We start from the raw sequence: 14,430 nt of genomic DNA on the forward strand, positions 1-14,430 counted from the left end.
GCTTGCGGTATTGAAACTATTCGAAGCACTCCCCAAACGCCAGCACTTTCCATCTTACATGTACATACATACCGCTTGCGGTATTGAAACCTTCCGAGATGAAGCCATTCCTGCAACGCTTTTCCCACTTACATGTACATACATACCGCTTGCGGTATTGACAGCAAAGCCCACCGGCGATTTGCCGGTGGGCTTTGCTTTTGCATATCTATTCTGCTTTGGTGTCAGCGATGCCGCTGATGCGTCAATACTGCTGCATGTCGTTTAGGAGTGCGAGCTTCATTTCATAATAGGCGGGGCTCATGTCGAGATAGTGGGTATGGGGGTTCTCGAAGCGCTGTTCTTCCTGCCAGATCTCTTTGTCGAGCTGCTCTTTCACATAGCTGCGGATTTCCCCGAGGGACGGCCGCTGTGCCACGCATTTGCCGTCTTTTATGACGTCGTGCTGCAGTTCGCGCGCTGTGCAGTTGGTGAAGAAGCGGCTCTTCCATGGCTTCTTGGGGTCGATATAGCGGTAGGGCCGGCTCATATCGACGGTTTCTTCCGCCAGGGCGATGAGATCGGCGATGGCATGGCCTGCTTCGTCGTAGATGCGGTAGATTTTCTTCCGCCCGGGGTTCGTGATTTTTTCGACGGTTTCGGAGACCTTGATCTTTGGCAGGGTCTTGCCGTCTTTTTCTATGGCGGCGAGCTTGTAGACGGCGCCGAAGACCGGCTCGCTCTTTGAGGTGATGAGCCTTTCGCCTACGCCGAAGCCGTCGATCTTGCCGCCCTGCGCGTTGAGGATCGAGGAAATCGTGTACTCGTCAAGGCTGTTCGAGGCGATGATCTTGCAGTCTGTGAGCCCGACAGCATCGAGCTGGGTGCGCACGCGTTTCGAGAGGTAGGCCAGATCGCCCGAGTCGATGCGCACGCCCTTGAGCCGCTTGCCCAGCGGGGCGAGCACTTCTTTTGCCGCGCGGATGGCGTTCGGGACGCCGGAATGCATGACGTCGTATGTATCGATGAGGAAAACGGCGTTGTCGGGATACGTCTCGGCGTATTTTCGAAAGGCTGTGTATTCGTCCTCGTGGTACATGATCCAGCTGTGCGCCATCGTGCCGCTGACGGGGATGCCGAAGAGCTGGCCTGCGAGCACGGTCGCCGTCGAGCCCGCGCCGCCGATGTAGGCCGCCCGCGCGCCGTAGACAGCGGCGTCGACATTGTGCGCCCGCCGCGCGCCGAAGTCGGAGACGCCGCGTCCGCTCGCCGCACGCACGATGCGGCGTGTCTTCGTCGCGATCAGCGACTGGTGGTTGATCTCGGCGAGAATGGCTGTTTCGACAAGCTGCGCGTCGATGATGGGAGCCGTCACGGTCAATATGGGCTCTTCGGGGTACATGATCGTTCCCTCGCGAAAGGCGCGGATGTCCCCTGTGAAGCGATAGTCTGCGAGATAGTCGAGAAAGTCCGCGTCGAAGAGGGAGAGATCGCGCAGGTAGGCGATGTCTGTCGCCGAAAAGTGCATGTTCTCGATATACTCGATGATCTGCTCGAGCCCGGCGAAGATGGAAAAGCCGCCGCCGTCGGGATGGCGGCGGAAAAACACATCGAAGGAAGCGCGCGTCTTTCGCGCCTCTGCACCTTCACGGAAGTAGCCATACGCCATGGTGAGCTCATAGAGATCCATCATCATCGTGATATTGCGTGATTCAAACTGTGCCATTGCCGTGCGTCCTTTCCTGATGGAAAACGCCGGCTGCGGCGCATATTTTTTGCGCCTTTCCAGCCAGCGTTTTCTTCTTGTTATTTCCTCTGAACGAATATCCTGTCCTTTTCCGTTTTAGAGCCTCCGGTCCACACTGCCGGGGCTTCGGACGGGCGCAGGGGATGTCGGAGCCGCGCCTCCTGCGAGGAGGTCGATGAGCGTCGGCATTTCCGTTTTGCCTGCGATCTTGTAGGAATCCGCCATCGAGAGCAGGACATCCACGCCCTGCCTGCCGTAGTTGTTCACCCTGCCGTTCGCACCGCGCAGCTTCGCTTCGCGCTCGTTTTCGGGAAGCTTTTCCCAGGCTTTGGACGAGGTGAATTCGCGCCATTCGTCGGCAAGCGCGCGCAGGACGATGATATAGGTGTCGTCGAAGTCGCATTTTGCGTTCTTCGCGTTTTCCAGCTCGTCCATTGCGCGGTTGTAGCTCGCCTTGAGCGCGGCGAGGCGCTCTTCGAGGAACGAAGGCTTCTTCTCGCCGACGGCGTCGTGCGCCTTGCCGTCATGCGCACCGTCTTTTGCCGCTGCGCTCTCTGCGCCTGCGGTCTGCGCGCCGGCCGCGCCCGACGGCGCCTCCTGTACGCTCGCCGCATCTGCGGCATTGGCTGCCGGGGCGGCGTTGGCCGCGGCTGCTTCGCCCGTGCCTGCAAGGGCGGCGGGTGCGGCTCCGTCGCTGAAGCTCGACGCGCCTCCTGCAGGGGCGGAAGCCCCGTCTGCTGCGGCTGCTGCGCCCGCTTCGCCCGAAGCTGCGCCGCCCGCATTGGCTGCGGCGGGTGAGAGACCGGCCGCATCGCTTCCCGACAATGCCTCGATGGCGACTTTCAGCTGCGCTTCCATGAGGATGCGGCGTGCAGCTTCCTTCGTTTTGGCGCGCTTCAGCGCCGCCTTGAGTTCCTCGCGCGCATCGTCCGCTTTTTTCGCCTTCTGATAGAGAGCATCGTCGTTTTCCTTCAAGAGACGGAGCTCTTCCGGCGTGAGCTTCTTGCCGCTGCGCGCCTTCTGCGAAATGATGGCGAGCCGCGTCGTGTCCGTGACCTTTGTGAGCGTGCCGGCGGATTGCGGCCGTCTTTGGCGCGCTTCCTCCGCGATCTGCTGCTTGCCGTCGCGCAGAGAGATCGCCTGCCCCGTGCGTATGCGATAGTTGGCTTCCTTCTTCAGGCGCCACATCGAGGTATAGTCGCTGATCTTCCCGATCCATTCAAACATTGCGTGCCCCTCCTTGGGTATGCATGGATATATCCCTATATCCTCTTTATCGGTGGGGAAGGACGACGGCTTAACCCTCCGCCGAAATTTCCTCTTGTCCGATAGGAAATTTCTTCCCGGGCAGGGCGCTTTTCGGCAGCCGGGTTCATTCCTCGTCCTCGATGAACTTGCCGAGCACGTAGAACGTGCCGTGCGCCTTGGCATAGAGCTTGCCCTCAGCGTCGACGATCTCGCTCTCCAAGGTCATCGCGTGGCTGCCGTCGTGCAGACAGATGCCCGTCGCCGTGATCGTCTTGGCGAGCGGCACGGCGTGCATGAAATCCATGGAGAGCGACATCGTCACGACCTTCTTGTTGCGTGCGAGTGCAGCCGCGCCCATCGCTGTGTCCGCGAGCGTCATGAGCACGCCGCCGTGCACGATGTTGTAGAGGTTTGTATGCTGCTGCTCTATCGTCAGCCGCAGCTCCACGGTCCCGTCGGGCAGCGGCACGACTTGTGCGCGGATATAGTCGATGAAGGGATTGTGGTGGTAAAAACGGATGATCTCTTTCTGTCGCTCCGTCAAGGGAAAATCCATAAGATCACCTCCTTTGCTCCGGGGCAGCCTTGTCCGCTTCGGCATCTTCCACGGCAAGCGCCCTGCCATGCCGCCGGGGCGCGGGCGTCCGCGTCACGAGGTAGGCCGTTGCGTAGGCCGTAATCGGGATGGCGAAGAGCAGCCCGATGCTGCCGATCAGCGAGCGCACGATCTCCGTCGCGATCATATCGAGGTTTACGACATGCACGAAGGAAATGTTCGGCTGCGCCGAAAGCAGCAGGATGAGCGGCAAAGCGCCGCCGATATAGGCGAGAATCAGCGTGTTCGCCATCGTGCCCATGACGTCGCGCCCTACGGTCAGGCCGGAAGCGACGAGCACCCGAAACGTCGTCTTGGGCGCGAGCAGCTTCATTTCGTGCTGCGCGGATGCGATGGAAACAGCGACGTCCATGACGGCGCCGAGCGCACCGAGGACGATGCCCGAGAACAGGAGCTCGCGAAAATCGACATCCTTCAGATAGAGTGCCTTGAGCATACCCGCCTGCTCCTCGGCGATGCCCGTCAGATAGGTGAAATGAATCGCGGCGAGGGCGAGAAGCCCCGCGACGAAGATGCCGCCGATCGTGCCGATGATCGCACCGGCGGATTTGACATTGGCGCCGTTGACGACGAGCTGCGTCGCGAGCGTGATGGCCGAACCGATGAGGAACGTCCAGAGCAGGATGTGCGACGGCGAATAGAGGATGAAGGCGATCAGCCCCTTGGCGATGAGCAGGACGGCAAAGAGCAGCACGAGAAGCGACCGAAGCCCCGTCATGCCGCCGAACAGGATGAGCACAAGCGCGAAGCCGAAGAGCAGCCAGAGGACGCCGGGCAGGCGGTTGTAGTCGACAATGGCATAGGAGCCGGCCACCTCGCGCACGATGACCGTCTCGCCCTCTTCGGGATGAATGTCAAAGGCCGGATTGTTGAGCGTCTGATGGACGATCTTTACCTCCGATCCCTCTGCCGGACCGGAGGCAAGGCGAAGCGTGACACGGTACTGTGCGCTGCCTGGCGCAAAGGCCTTTGTGGAAGGCGCCATTTCCTCGACGGAGAGGATCTCCGCCTTGTACGTCGGCGGATCGTCGTCCTCCCCGGCCGGCAGGTGAAAAAGCCCGTAGACTGCGGCGATGAGGCAAAAGCAAAAGACGAGGAACAAAGAAAAACGGCGCGGCTGTATTTTCATGGAGACATCTCCTAACGGCAGGGGCGGCGCGGCTGAGGAAAATCTATGCCGGATTTCGGACAAAAGATGCAGTGCCCCGAGGATTCATAAAGTTGCTTTATATTATAGCAGATCCGGCGGAAAATTTCTTGCCTGCCGGCGTCTTTGTACTGCGTATATGGACGACAAAGGCGAATTTGTGCGGAATGTGCAGAGCGCACGGACGCTTCGGCGCGGCGATGCTCATGCATCACATCAAAAGGCAGCTCACCGCACGCGCTCTGACAGCGTGAAGATTAGGAGCGCCGCCCAGATGCAGGCGCAGGCGGAGAGCTGCGCTGCGCCGAAGGGCTCGTGGAAGAAGAATATGCCGAGGAGCAGCGCGATGGTCGGGCTGATGTACTGGAAGAAGCCGAGGACGTTCAGCGGCAGGAGGTTTGCACCGTAGGAGAAGAGGATGAGCGGCGTGGCGGTGGCGGCTCCGGCGCCGATGAGGAGGAGCGTCGTCTGCGGCATCGCCCAACCAAACTGGCTTGTCGGCTCGCCGGAGAGCCAAACGGCGTAGGGCAGGAATACAGGCAGGACGAACAGGGTTTCGAGGGTGATGCTCGAAAAGGGATGCAGCGCGAGCTTCTTTTTCATCGCGCCGTAGAGTGCGAAGGTCACGGCGAGCACGAGCGATACCCACGGCAATTTGCCGAGCTGCATGGTCATGAGCATGACGCCCAGGAAGGCGAGAAATACGCTGAGGCGGGTGGAGGGGGTGAGCCGTTCCTTGAAGAGGACGACGCCCAGAGCCACGTTCATCAGGGGATTGATGTAGTAGCCGAGGCTCGTGTCGATGACATGCCCGTTGTTCACCGCCCAGATGTAGGTCAGCCAGTTGAGGGTGATCATGACGGAGGCGCCGAAAAGGAGCAGCGCGCGCCGCCTATCTTGGCGGAGCGCGCTGCAATCCTGGAGAAAAGCCTGCCAGCGTTTGGAAGCGGCGAGTACGAGCAGCATGAAGACGAAGGACCACGAGATGCGGTGCGCGAGGATTTCGGCGGCGGAGGCCGCCGAAAGGAGGTTCCAGTAGAGCGGAAGGAAGCCCCAGATCAGATAGGTCGATATGGCGGCGGTTATGCCGCGCTTTTTTTGTTCCATGAGATGAAAAACTTCCTTTGTCGGAGGTGAAGCGTGGATGCGGCGAAAAGGGTCAATGCGCGCGCGGCATTGTCCGTCGATCCATCGCAGCCATGAGCCGTTCTACGGGCAGCACCTTCAGGAGTGCAAAGCAGATAAGGCATTCGGGTACGAGGTATGTCGCGTTGAAGGTCAGCGAGTAGATGAGCGGGCTGGTGCCTGCGGGTGCGTAGGAGGCGAAGAAGACGACGCCGCTCACGATATGGCAGAGAAAGCGCGCGAGGAAGGCGAGCGCCGTCGAGGCCATGCGGTGCGCGGGAAAAAGCGCCGCGAGCGAGAGCGCCATGTAGGGCAGCGGATAGTCGAAGAGCACCTGGATGGGGTGCAGCAGGTAGGGATCCTGCATCATGTTGAAGAGGCCGTAGAGGAAGCCGGCGAGGCAGCCTGTGCCGACGCCGTAGCGATAGGAGACGAAGAGCAGCGGCACCATCGCGCCGAGCGTCACGCTGCCGCCCTGCGGCATGTGGTAGAGGCGGAACTGGTGCAGGATGATCGTCATCGCGAGCATGAGGGCGATGGTGACGAGCATCGGCGTCGTGAGGCGCACGCGGCGGAAATAGAGGTGCGCCAGGATGGCGAAGAGCACGACGAGCAGAACGACGAGGCTCGTCGGATGTTCGAGTACGGTTGCGGCATTTTGTATCAGCGTGTCCATAAGAGCTCCTTTCATGTAAGGGAGGCGCACAATGCCCGCAAGGCGGATGTTCGTGCGTGTCGTTTATTTATGGTGCGGTCCGCCGAAAGGACGGTTTCCGAATTCATTATACTGCATGACGCTTTATTTGTCTGCATATCCTAGAGAATTGGCAGTTTCTCTGCCGCAGTCTGCGGCCTTGCCCTTGCCGCCGGGCTTGCGCAGGAGCTTTGGCGGGCGAGGCGGCGGCTTGCCAATTGGCAGGATTTTCCCTTGCTGAAAGCGTTTCTTTGTGGGATAATGGTGAACGCAAAGGAGAAGATGGCTATGGCATATTATGTCGGACAGGACGCGGCGGCGCGGCAGATCCAGGGGATTGATGCGCTGCGGACCCTTGCGATTGTCGGGGTCACGCTGTTCCATATGTTTCCCGATGTGGTGAAAGGAGGATACCTGGGGGTATCCTTGTTTTTTGTTCTCACGGGCTACCTGCTCGCCTACACTTCTGAGAATGAGCGTCTGGCGGGTGATTTCCGGCTCTTGCGCTATTATGGGAAGCGCATCCGGCGCATGTATCCCGCGCTTCTTGTCATGATTTTTGCTGTCGCAGGCATCTATGCGATTTTCCAGCCGGAAGCCGTGGGCGACATCCGCGAGGAAGCGATTTCCGTTGTGCTCGGCTACAACAACTGGTGGCAGATCGCGCAGAACGCGGACTACTTCGCGCGCATTGCCAACGCTTCGCCGTTTACGCATCTCTGGTTCATGGGCATCGAGCTGCAGTATTGCCTTCTTTGGCCGCTCTTTTTCCTGCTCTATGTCGTGCTTGCCCGTGCCTTTGGGAAAAATGCCGGCGTCGCCGTATTGGCGCTCTTCGGTCTCGGTACGGCGCTCTTCATGCCGCTTCAGTACCGGCCGGATCTGGATGTGACGCGCCTTTACTACGGCACGGATACGCGCATCTTCGCCCTTTTGATGGGGGCGGCGATGGGGCTTTGCCATGCGGGGCATTCCGCGCCGAAGATCCGTGCGCTCTGGCAGGAGGTGCTGGAATTCGCGGCGTTTGAGTTCCTTCTCATCGCGGTGCTCGTCGCCTACGCGCTTCTCGGTGGGGAAAGCGCCTTTTTGTACCAAGGCGGCATGTTTTTGCTGACGCTTGTATTCTGCCTCCTGCTTGCCGTCACGACGGACAGGGGCATGACCATAGGAAAGTTTCTCGATGCGAGGATTTTTCGCTGGATCGGACGGAGAAGCTACGGCATTTTTCTCTGGCAGTACCCCGTGATCTATTGGTTTCAGCAAAAGGGCTGGGACAGCCGCCCGGACTATCCTTTCTGGGCGCTCCTCCTCATCGTGCTCTTAGCGATGTGGACGGAGGCGCTGACGAAGAGCGTCATGAAGCGGGAGTTGCCCGCTATCGGCGGCCGCCTTGTCTATTTGCAGGGCGTGTTTTTTCTTGCCGTCACGATGGGCGGCGTGCTTTTGATGGGCTTTGGCTGCAGGGGACTGGCGGCGCCTGCAGGCTACAGCGCGCGAGCGGAAAGCCAGGCGGAGCTCAAGGCGAGGCTCGAGCAAAACGCGGCGGAGCTGGAACGCCAGAAGGAGGCAGCCGCCAAGGCTGAAGCTGCGAGGGAAGCGGAGGAAAAGGCGGCTCGTATGCAGGCTGTGCGCCTCAATGATGCGGCCTGCATCGGCGATTCTGTCATGCTTTCGGCGGCGGGGAGCCTGCAGGAGGTTCTGCCCGGCTGCGCGGTTGACGCTGAGGTGTCGCGCTATGTGGGCGGCGGTATAGAGGCGGCGCAGAATTTGGCCGCGCAGGGGCGGCTCGGCAATCTCGTCGTCGTTTCTCTGGGCACGAACGGCCCGATTTCCGGAAATGAACGCTATGAGGCGCAGACGAAGCAGCTTTTGGCTATGCTCGGCCCTAAGCGCCGCATCTTCTGGGTCAATGTTTACTGCCCGCATCTCAAGTGGCAGGATCCGAATAATGCCTATATCAATAAGATTGCCGCCGAGCACAGCAATGTAACAGTGGTCGATTGGTACGGCCTGATTTCGGGACATCCCGAATGGCTCTCCGGCGACGGCGTCCACCCGAACAACGCAGGCGTCGAGCAGTACGCAAAGCTCATCCACGACACGATGGCCGAGACGCTTGCGGCGAGGAGATAAGGCAGACAATCGCTGCGGACCTGCAGCGATTGTCATTTGATTTAGCCGTTGATGGGAACGGTGCTTGCGACATGGTGTTAAATATGGTACCATGTAGAAGGGGAAGAAGAAATTGAGCAGATGGGAGAAACTTATCGCACGCATCCGCAATAATCCCAAAACCGTATCTTTTGATGAAGTGGAAAAAATACTGCTGAGGCTTGGCTACTGCAGGAGGCAGCCGGGAGGCGGCTCCAGTCATTATATCTTTCGGAAACAAGGATGTCCGATTATTACGATTCCTAAAAACGAACCCTATGTGAAAGAAATGTATGTCAAATTGGTTATTGAGGCGCTTGCGATGTTGGAAAAATAAAACAATAAGGCAGTTTAAAAGGTTTGAATCATAATGATGGAGGGATCGGCACGTGAAAAAAGATATGCGGTATTATATGGCGCTTCCGTATCGCGAGATTATCGAGGCGGATCCCGCCGGAGGATATGTGGGACATATCATGGAGCTGAAGGGCTGTATTACGCAGGCTGAAACAAAAGGTGAGCTTCTTGTCATGCTGGATGATGCGAAAAAATGTTGGCTGGAAGCGGCGCTGGAAGAAGGAATAGACATTCCAGAACCGATGAAAGAGGAGAATTTCAGCGGCAGGTTCAATTTGCGTTTGCCGAAGAGCCTGCACCGGGATTTGGCGATGAGCGCAAAAGCGGAAGGAGTCAGCCTGAATCAACTGGCTATGTGTTTGATTGCCAGGGGCCTGCAATCCCCTGCAGCAAAGTGACGAAAGGATTTTTTATGGGGAAGATTCTTCTTGTTTGGCGGATGTTTCGCGACGATTTGCTTGTCATGCTCGTGGCGCTCCGGCATCGCGGGACGCCGCGGGCTGTCAAGGCGGCATTTGTCGCCGGGCTGATTTATTTTTTCAGTCCCATCGACCTCATTCCGGATACGATCCCATTTTTCGGGATGCTCGATGATGCGGCGGTTTTGCCGGCAGCTGTCTTTGGCCTCAGCCGGCTGCTGCCCTCGTATGTGCGTCGGGAGTGCGAGGCGGATGCGGAGCGGCTTGCCCGCCGTCTGCCGCTGATCCTGCTCGGACTTTCGATGTTTCTCATCGCCTGGGCGGTCTTCCTCGTCTGGGGCATCATCGCCATGCTGCGCTGAATGGGAAAGTATTAGCCAATGCAAAAGGCTGCACACAAGCCGGATTCGGCTCGTGTGCAGCCTTTTGAGTTTGCCCGCGCCATCTGCCATTCTTGTCGCTCCCGTGTGGATATAGTATAATATGGATGAGAGGTGGCAAGTGCATGAAGACGACAAAGCGCAATTATAAAGATTCGCTTTTCCGAGATATTTTCAACAATGTAGAACGCCTGCCGGAAATTTATGAGGCGCTTCTCGGCAGCAAGGCGACGCCTGACGATATAATGCTCACTACAATTGATGGAACACTTTTCACGGGCGTCAAAAATGATGTCAGTTTCATCGTTGCGAAGAGGCATGTGCTTCTTACCGAACACCAAAGCACCCTCAATGCGAATATACCATTGAGGCTATTGATGTATCTTTCAGAAATTTACCGTCGCTATGTGGATCATGATGCCGTTTATAAAAAAGAATTGCTTCCGCTTCCGGCGCCGAAATTCTATGTATTCTACAATGGAGAGGAAGACATGCCCGATGATTGGGCATTGCATCTGTCCGACGCTTTCGCAGGACGCAAGGGGGATTTGGAGCTTGCCGTTAAAGTTTTTAACATCAACGATAAGACGAATCGTCCGATTCTGGAAAAATGTCATGCTCTCAAGAGCTACAGCGTATTCATCGCCAAGGTACGAGAGAATGTCAAAAACGGCAGTACGCTCGAAGCTGCCGTGGGCGAAGCTGTACGCTATTGCATTGCCAATGACTATCTGGGGGAATATTTTCGTCAAAAGCACAAGGAGGAGGTTTTCGATATGTTGAATTTTGCCTGGGATCAGGAAAGAGCCTTGGAAGTTCGCGCCAAAGAGGCACGGGAGAATGGCCGGCAGGAAGGCTTGTCGCAGGGTGTGCTCGAAACGACGATTGCCTCCATCCGCAATGTGATGAAAAGCATGAATTTCTCCGTGGAAAAGGCGATGGATGTGCTGCAGATTCCCATGGCAGAGCGTGAAAAGTATGCAGCTTTGGTCAGCGGCGGTCAACGTTAGCCAATCACGCTTCACCTTCGGTTCGCGTTCTTGGAACGTTTTCGCATACGACCTATTGACCAATCCGCTGCGCCCTGCGGGCTTGCTTCTTGGATAGGCCAGCAGCGGTCAACGTTAGCCAAATGCAAAAGGCTGCACACAAGCCGGATTCGGCTCGTGTGCAGCCTTTTGAGTTTGCCCGCGTGGTTTTTATTCGCTCAGGTAGTATTCGATATGCACGTCGGCGCTCATTTCGAGTGTGCCGGGAGCGATCGGGGTGGAGGCTGCCTCGGAGGAGAGCATCTTGCTGTTGAGGCTGCGATTGGCGAGCGGATAGGTGCTCTCGGAGACGGATTTGAGACCGACGACGCGGCGGCCGAGGGCGGCGGCGAGCTCATCGGCCTTGGCACGGGCGTCGCGCACGGCGGCGTTGAGCGCGTCCTTGCGAACCTTGCTCGTGTTCTTCGCGCTGAACTCCAAAGAGGAGATGCTGTTTGCGCCGTTGTCGAGGGCGAGGTCGATGACCTTGCCTACGGCCGTGATGTCTTCGACGAGGACGGTCACGGTGTTTTCAGCCTGATAGCCTGTGATATCGTTTTCATGGCCTCTCTGCTGGCTTTCGTAAAGCGGATGGAAGTAATAGCCGCGCGTCTGGATATTGGCCTGCGGGATGCCGTTCGCGACGAGGGCGGCCTGGATGGCGGCGGCCTTTCGGGCGTTTTCGGCCTGCGCTTCCTTGGCGTCTGCCGACTGCGAGACGACGCCGACGGAGATGGTGGCGCGGTCAGGGGAGACGACGGCTTTGCCTGACCCGTCGACCATGAGGACGGGCGGCTCAGCCGGAGCGGCTTGGGCGGCTGCCGGCAGCAGGAGTAGGAGACCTGCAAAGAGGGCAAAGAGTACGGCGTTCTTGTTCATGATGTTCTCTCCTTTTCGGACTGATTTCCCACTGCGGCGGCTCTGCGGCTGCATGAGCTGTCCATAGGGACGCCGCGCTGGGATATGCTTCCATTATAGCACAGCGCTCCGGCAGGGTGCGTTAGAAGTTTGTTGGAAAGGCGCATGGGCGGCGGCTTGACGGCATGGATAAGGAAACGTATAATGACCTCAGATACAGATATGCCCGGAAGGAGTGGATGGGGCGATGAAGGTTCCCAAGGATGCATTGTTGGCAATCGGGATCGGCTTTGGGGCGCTGTGCCTTTTTATCGGCGGCACGATTTACGGCCTTTATTATTTTTTCACAGGCGGCTGCGATGAGAACAGCGAGCCGTATACGGCGTACGAGGTGCGGCAGATGATGGAGGAGGAATATGCTCTTCCCATGGATCTGGAATACCTCGGTGAGACTGTCGTGAAGGATAAGCCGTGGAAGCGCGTGGACTACAGTTTCCGCGACAAGGGGCGGGATTTTGTTTTTACCGTCCATGCGAACGTCAAGCATATGCAGGATCCCTTTGACGTGCGGGGCGGGCGCTTCTGGTACTCGGACTATCCCAGCCGCTGCCTCGACAGCTTGAACGGCAAGGTGCAGAGGCTGGCGCAGAAGCACGGCGTGCGCTTTATGACGCCGGAGGAGAAGGCGGCGCGTCCCGGCTATGACAGCAGCGAGGATATGATCCTCGTTTCCAATGAGAGCCAGCTGCCGGGGGCGGCGGAGCTTTTCCTCGAAATCGCTGATCTTTACGATGTGGGGCGCTTCGGCGAGGACGGCGCTTGGCGCGATATTGCCGTATGCTATCTGCCGCCGGGGGAAGACGACCTGGACAAGGCGCAGCTGCTTGAAGTGCTTTTGCTGCGCGGCAAAACGGATGTTTACGAGGCGAATGACATCTCGGAAAGGACGCTCACGCACAGCCAGAACCCGTCGGAGCCGTTCCTGCACATGCTGATCAACGGCTGGGAGGAGAAGGATTGGCCGGCGGGGGCGGGCAGCGGCAGCCTGGACGATGCCTCGCCCGCTCCGCTGCAGCCGGCTCCGGGCGGCTCGGACGCAAGGAGGAGGCCGAGCCGGGTCTGACCGCAGAAGCGTGCTGTGCGTCGGGCAACCGCACTTTCGCCGTATAGCCGTGGCTCTGCAATCTATGGTATAATGGAGGGGAAACAGCCGCTTGTTCGTATGGGCAGGCGCTTTTGGAGGTGAGGCAACATGCAGGAGTTTTCCTTTTGCTGCCCGACGGAAATCGTTTTCGGGCGGGGGACGGAGGAGCGTACAGCGGAACTGCTGAAAAAGTACGGGGCGCATCGCGTATTCGTCATCTACGGGGGCGGCAGCGTCGTCCGCAGCGGTCTTCTGGCGCGCGTCGAACGCGTGATTACGGCGAACGGTCTGGCCTTTCGCGTGATGGGCGGCGTGCGGCCGAATCCAAGGCTTTCGCTCGCACGGGAGGCAATCCGCGAGGCCATTTCCTTTGAGGCGGATTTCATCCTCGCTGTGGGCGGCGGCAGCGTCATTGATACGGCAAAAGCTGTGGCGCACGGCACGGCAAACCCACAGACGGACATCTGGGAATTCTGGGAGGGCAAGGCGAAGCTGGAAAAGAGCCTGCCCATCGGCGTCGTGCTGACGCTTCCCGCAGCGGGCAGTGAGACGAGCGATTCCGCCGTACTGACGAATGAGGAGGCGGGCAAGAAGGGCGGCCTCCATACGCCGCTGAACCAGCCGGCCTTTGCCATCCTGAACCCCGAGCTGGCCTTTACGCTCTCCTCGCCGCAGCTCGCAGCGGGCATCGCGGATATCATCATGCACACGTTGGAGCGCTACATGACGCATGTCGACGGCAACGAGCTCACCGACCGCATCGCGGAGACGCTCCTTTCAAACGTCGTGAAATATGCTCCTGTGGTTCTCGCGCATCACAAGGATTATGAGGCGATGAGCGAGATCATGTGGAGCGGAACGCTCTCGCACTGCGGCCTGACGGGGCTGGGCCGTCCGAAGGATTTCTCCGTGCACAAGCTGGGGCACGCGCTTTCCGCACGCTACGATACGAACCACGGCGAATCCCTGACGGCGCTCTGGGCTTCGTGGGCGCGTGCCGTCTACGAGAAGCGGCCGGAGCGCTTCGCACGCTATGCGGAAAAGGTTTGGGATGTCGATGCAGGCTCGCCGGAAGAGCGGGCGCGGGCCGGCATCCGAAAGACGGAAGAATTTTTCCGCTCGCTGAAGCTGCCGGTTTCCCTCGGCGAGCTTCCCTCCGGCGTTCTGGACAAGGCCGCGCTCAAGGCTCTGGCTGATAATGTGACGGACGGCGGCAAGAAAACGGTCGGCTCCTTCCGCCCGGTGGACAAGGCGCTCGCACTGCAAATATACGAAGCGGCGAACCATTGAGCACGAAGTCGCCGCTCTTTTGCCCGCTTCGGGGTCTTCAAAGAATTTAGCTTTTGTTTAGGAAGACGTTATGGCACTTTAAGGAATCTCTGATAAACTATACGCACAAACGTCCACTTTGTGGACATTGTGCGCCGTCCTTACAGAAACCTAACCAATCGGTCTGCGCCTTCGGCTTGACCTCTTGGGGCTTCATGGTAAAATAAAATTTGTCAGATTGATGCTTTGCTGACGCCATCGCCAGAAG

Annotated in this window: 14 protein-coding genes and 1 CRISPR repeat array (1 of these 15 only partly in view); of the genes, 7 read left to right on the forward strand and 7 right to left on the reverse strand. The window is 58.5% G+C overall.

What is annotated here, in order from left to right; translation table 11 throughout:
- Positions 1-164: a CRISPR direct-repeat array (repeat unit 37 nt; unit sequence CTTACATGTACATACATACCGCTTGCGGTATTGAAAC) (it extends 164 nt beyond the left edge of the window).
- Between the two features lie 80 nt (positions 165-244).
- From ACRTGH_RS05260 to thiT, 6 genes are all read right to left on the reverse strand, one after another.
- Positions 245-1,705 carry a nicotinate phosphoribosyltransferase gene (locus ACRTGH_RS05260; RefSeq protein WP_368847504.1) on the reverse strand — a complete coding sequence of 487 codons (1,461 nt, stop codon included), beginning with the start codon at positions 1,703-1,705 and terminating at the stop codon, positions 245-247.
- A 117-nt stretch (positions 1,706-1,822) separates the two neighbouring features.
- Complete coding sequence (locus ACRTGH_RS05265; RefSeq protein ID WP_368847505.1) at positions 1,823-2,953, reverse strand: hypothetical protein; 1,131 nt, start codon at positions 2,951-2,953, stop codon at positions 1,823-1,825.
- Between the two features lie 145 nt (positions 2,954-3,098).
- A complete protein-coding gene (locus tag ACRTGH_RS05270) occupies positions 3,099-3,530 on the reverse strand; it encodes a PaaI family thioesterase (protein ID WP_368847506.1) in 432 nt (143 codons plus the stop codon).
- Positions 3,531-3,534: 4 nt separating this feature from the next.
- A complete protein-coding gene (locus tag ACRTGH_RS05275; RefSeq protein ID WP_368847507.1) occupies positions 3,535-4,719 on the reverse strand; it encodes a YibE/F family protein in 1,185 nt (394 codons plus the stop codon).
- A 246-nt stretch (positions 4,720-4,965) separates the two neighbouring features.
- Complete coding sequence (rarD, locus tag ACRTGH_RS05280) at positions 4,966-5,844, reverse strand: EamA family transporter RarD (RefSeq protein ID WP_368847508.1); 879 nt, start codon at positions 5,842-5,844, stop codon at positions 4,966-4,968.
- 52 nt (positions 5,845-5,896) lie between these two features.
- Positions 5,897-6,538, reverse strand: coding sequence for an energy-coupled thiamine transporter ThiT (thiT, locus tag ACRTGH_RS05285; RefSeq protein WP_368847509.1), 642 nt, complete (start codon positions 6,536-6,538; stop codon positions 5,897-5,899).
- A gap of 306 nt (positions 6,539-6,844) precedes the next feature.
- On the opposite strand from thiT, the gene ACRTGH_RS05290 reads away from it, so the two are divergent.
- From ACRTGH_RS05290 to ACRTGH_RS05310, 5 genes are all read left to right on the forward strand, one after another.
- Complete coding sequence (locus ACRTGH_RS05290) at positions 6,845-8,689, forward strand: acyltransferase family protein (RefSeq protein WP_368847510.1); 1,845 nt, start codon at positions 6,845-6,847, stop codon at positions 8,687-8,689.
- Between the two features lie 112 nt (positions 8,690-8,801).
- The gene (locus ACRTGH_RS05295; protein ID WP_368847511.1) at positions 8,802-9,044 is read left to right on the forward strand and encodes a type II toxin-antitoxin system HicA family toxin; all 243 of its coding nucleotides are present in this window, start codon (positions 8,802-8,804) and stop codon (positions 9,042-9,044) included.
- A gap of 52 nt (positions 9,045-9,096) precedes the next feature.
- Positions 9,097-9,462 carry a toxin-antitoxin system HicB family antitoxin gene (locus ACRTGH_RS05300; protein WP_368847512.1) on the forward strand — a complete coding sequence of 122 codons (366 nt, stop codon included), beginning with the start codon at positions 9,097-9,099 and terminating at the stop codon, positions 9,460-9,462.
- Positions 9,463-9,476: 14 nt separating this feature from the next.
- A complete protein-coding gene (locus ACRTGH_RS05305) occupies positions 9,477-9,845 on the forward strand; it encodes a YkvA family protein (protein WP_368847513.1) in 369 nt (122 codons plus the stop codon).
- A gap of 143 nt (positions 9,846-9,988) precedes the next feature.
- Entirely contained in the window at positions 9,989-10,873 is an 885-nt protein-coding gene (locus ACRTGH_RS05310; RefSeq protein ID WP_368847514.1) for an Rpn family recombination-promoting nuclease/putative transposase, read from the forward strand.
- A 189-nt stretch (positions 10,874-11,062) separates the two neighbouring features.
- Here ACRTGH_RS05310 and ACRTGH_RS05315 read toward each other — a convergent pair whose 3' ends face one another.
- Positions 11,063-11,770 carry an SIMPL domain-containing protein gene (locus ACRTGH_RS05315; protein WP_368847515.1) on the reverse strand — a complete coding sequence of 236 codons (708 nt, stop codon included), beginning with the start codon at positions 11,768-11,770 and terminating at the stop codon, positions 11,063-11,065.
- 226 nt (positions 11,771-11,996) lie between these two features.
- Between ACRTGH_RS05315 and ACRTGH_RS05320 the strand changes: the two genes are divergently transcribed.
- Entirely contained in the window at positions 11,997-12,872 is an 876-nt protein-coding gene (locus ACRTGH_RS05320) for a hypothetical protein (RefSeq protein WP_368847516.1), read from the forward strand.
- A gap of 129 nt (positions 12,873-13,001) precedes the next feature.
- Positions 13,002-14,183: an iron-containing alcohol dehydrogenase gene (locus ACRTGH_RS05325; protein WP_368847517.1), complete on the forward strand. Its 1,182-nt coding sequence runs from the start codon at positions 13,002-13,004 to the stop codon at positions 14,181-14,183.
- The last annotated feature ends 247 nt before the right edge of the window (positions 14,184-14,430 follow it).

The organism is Selenomonas oralis, from assembly GCF_051603425.1.
Taxonomy (GTDB): domain Bacteria; phylum Bacillota; class Negativicutes; order Selenomonadales; family Selenomonadaceae; genus Selenomonas; species Selenomonas sputigena_A.

What these genes read in the sequence shown, in the direction of transcription:
- ACRTGH_RS05260 (WP_368847504.1), bottom strand. Translation starts at nt 1,705, where the DNA reads ATGGCACAGTTTGAATCACGCAATATCACGATGATGATGGATCTCTAT.
- ACRTGH_RS05265 (WP_368847505.1), bottom strand. Translation starts at nt 2,953, where the DNA reads ATGTTTGAATGGATCGGGAAGATCAGCGACTATACCTCGATGTGGCGC.
- ACRTGH_RS05270 (WP_368847506.1), bottom strand. Translation starts at nt 3,530, where the DNA reads ATGGATTTTCCCTTGACGGAGCGACAGAAAGAGATCATCCGTTTTTAC.
- ACRTGH_RS05275 (WP_368847507.1), bottom strand. Translation starts at nt 4,719, where the DNA reads ATGAAAATACAGCCGCGCCGTTTTTCTTTGTTCCTCGTCTTTTGCTTT.
- rarD (WP_368847508.1), bottom strand. Translation starts at nt 5,844, where the DNA reads ATGGAACAAAAAAAGCGCGGCATAACCGCCGCCATATCGACCTATCTG.
- thiT (WP_368847509.1), bottom strand. Translation starts at nt 6,538, where the DNA reads ATGGACACGCTGATACAAAATGCCGCAACCGTACTCGAACATCCGACG.
- ACRTGH_RS05290 (WP_368847510.1), top strand. Translation starts at nt 6,845, where the DNA reads ATGGCATATTATGTCGGACAGGACGCGGCGGCGCGGCAGATCCAGGGG.
- ACRTGH_RS05305 (WP_368847513.1), top strand. Translation starts at nt 9,477, where the DNA reads ATGGGGAAGATTCTTCTTGTTTGGCGGATGTTTCGCGACGATTTGCTT.
- ACRTGH_RS05310 (WP_368847514.1), top strand. Translation starts at nt 9,989, where the DNA reads ATGAAGACGACAAAGCGCAATTATAAAGATTCGCTTTTCCGAGATATT.
- ACRTGH_RS05315 (WP_368847515.1), bottom strand. Translation starts at nt 11,770, where the DNA reads ATGAACAAGAACGCCGTACTCTTTGCCCTCTTTGCAGGTCTCCTACTC.
- ACRTGH_RS05320 (WP_368847516.1), top strand. Translation starts at nt 11,997, where the DNA reads ATGAAGGTTCCCAAGGATGCATTGTTGGCAATCGGGATCGGCTTTGGG.
- ACRTGH_RS05325 (WP_368847517.1), top strand. Translation starts at nt 13,002, where the DNA reads ATGCAGGAGTTTTCCTTTTGCTGCCCGACGGAAATCGTTTTCGGGCGG.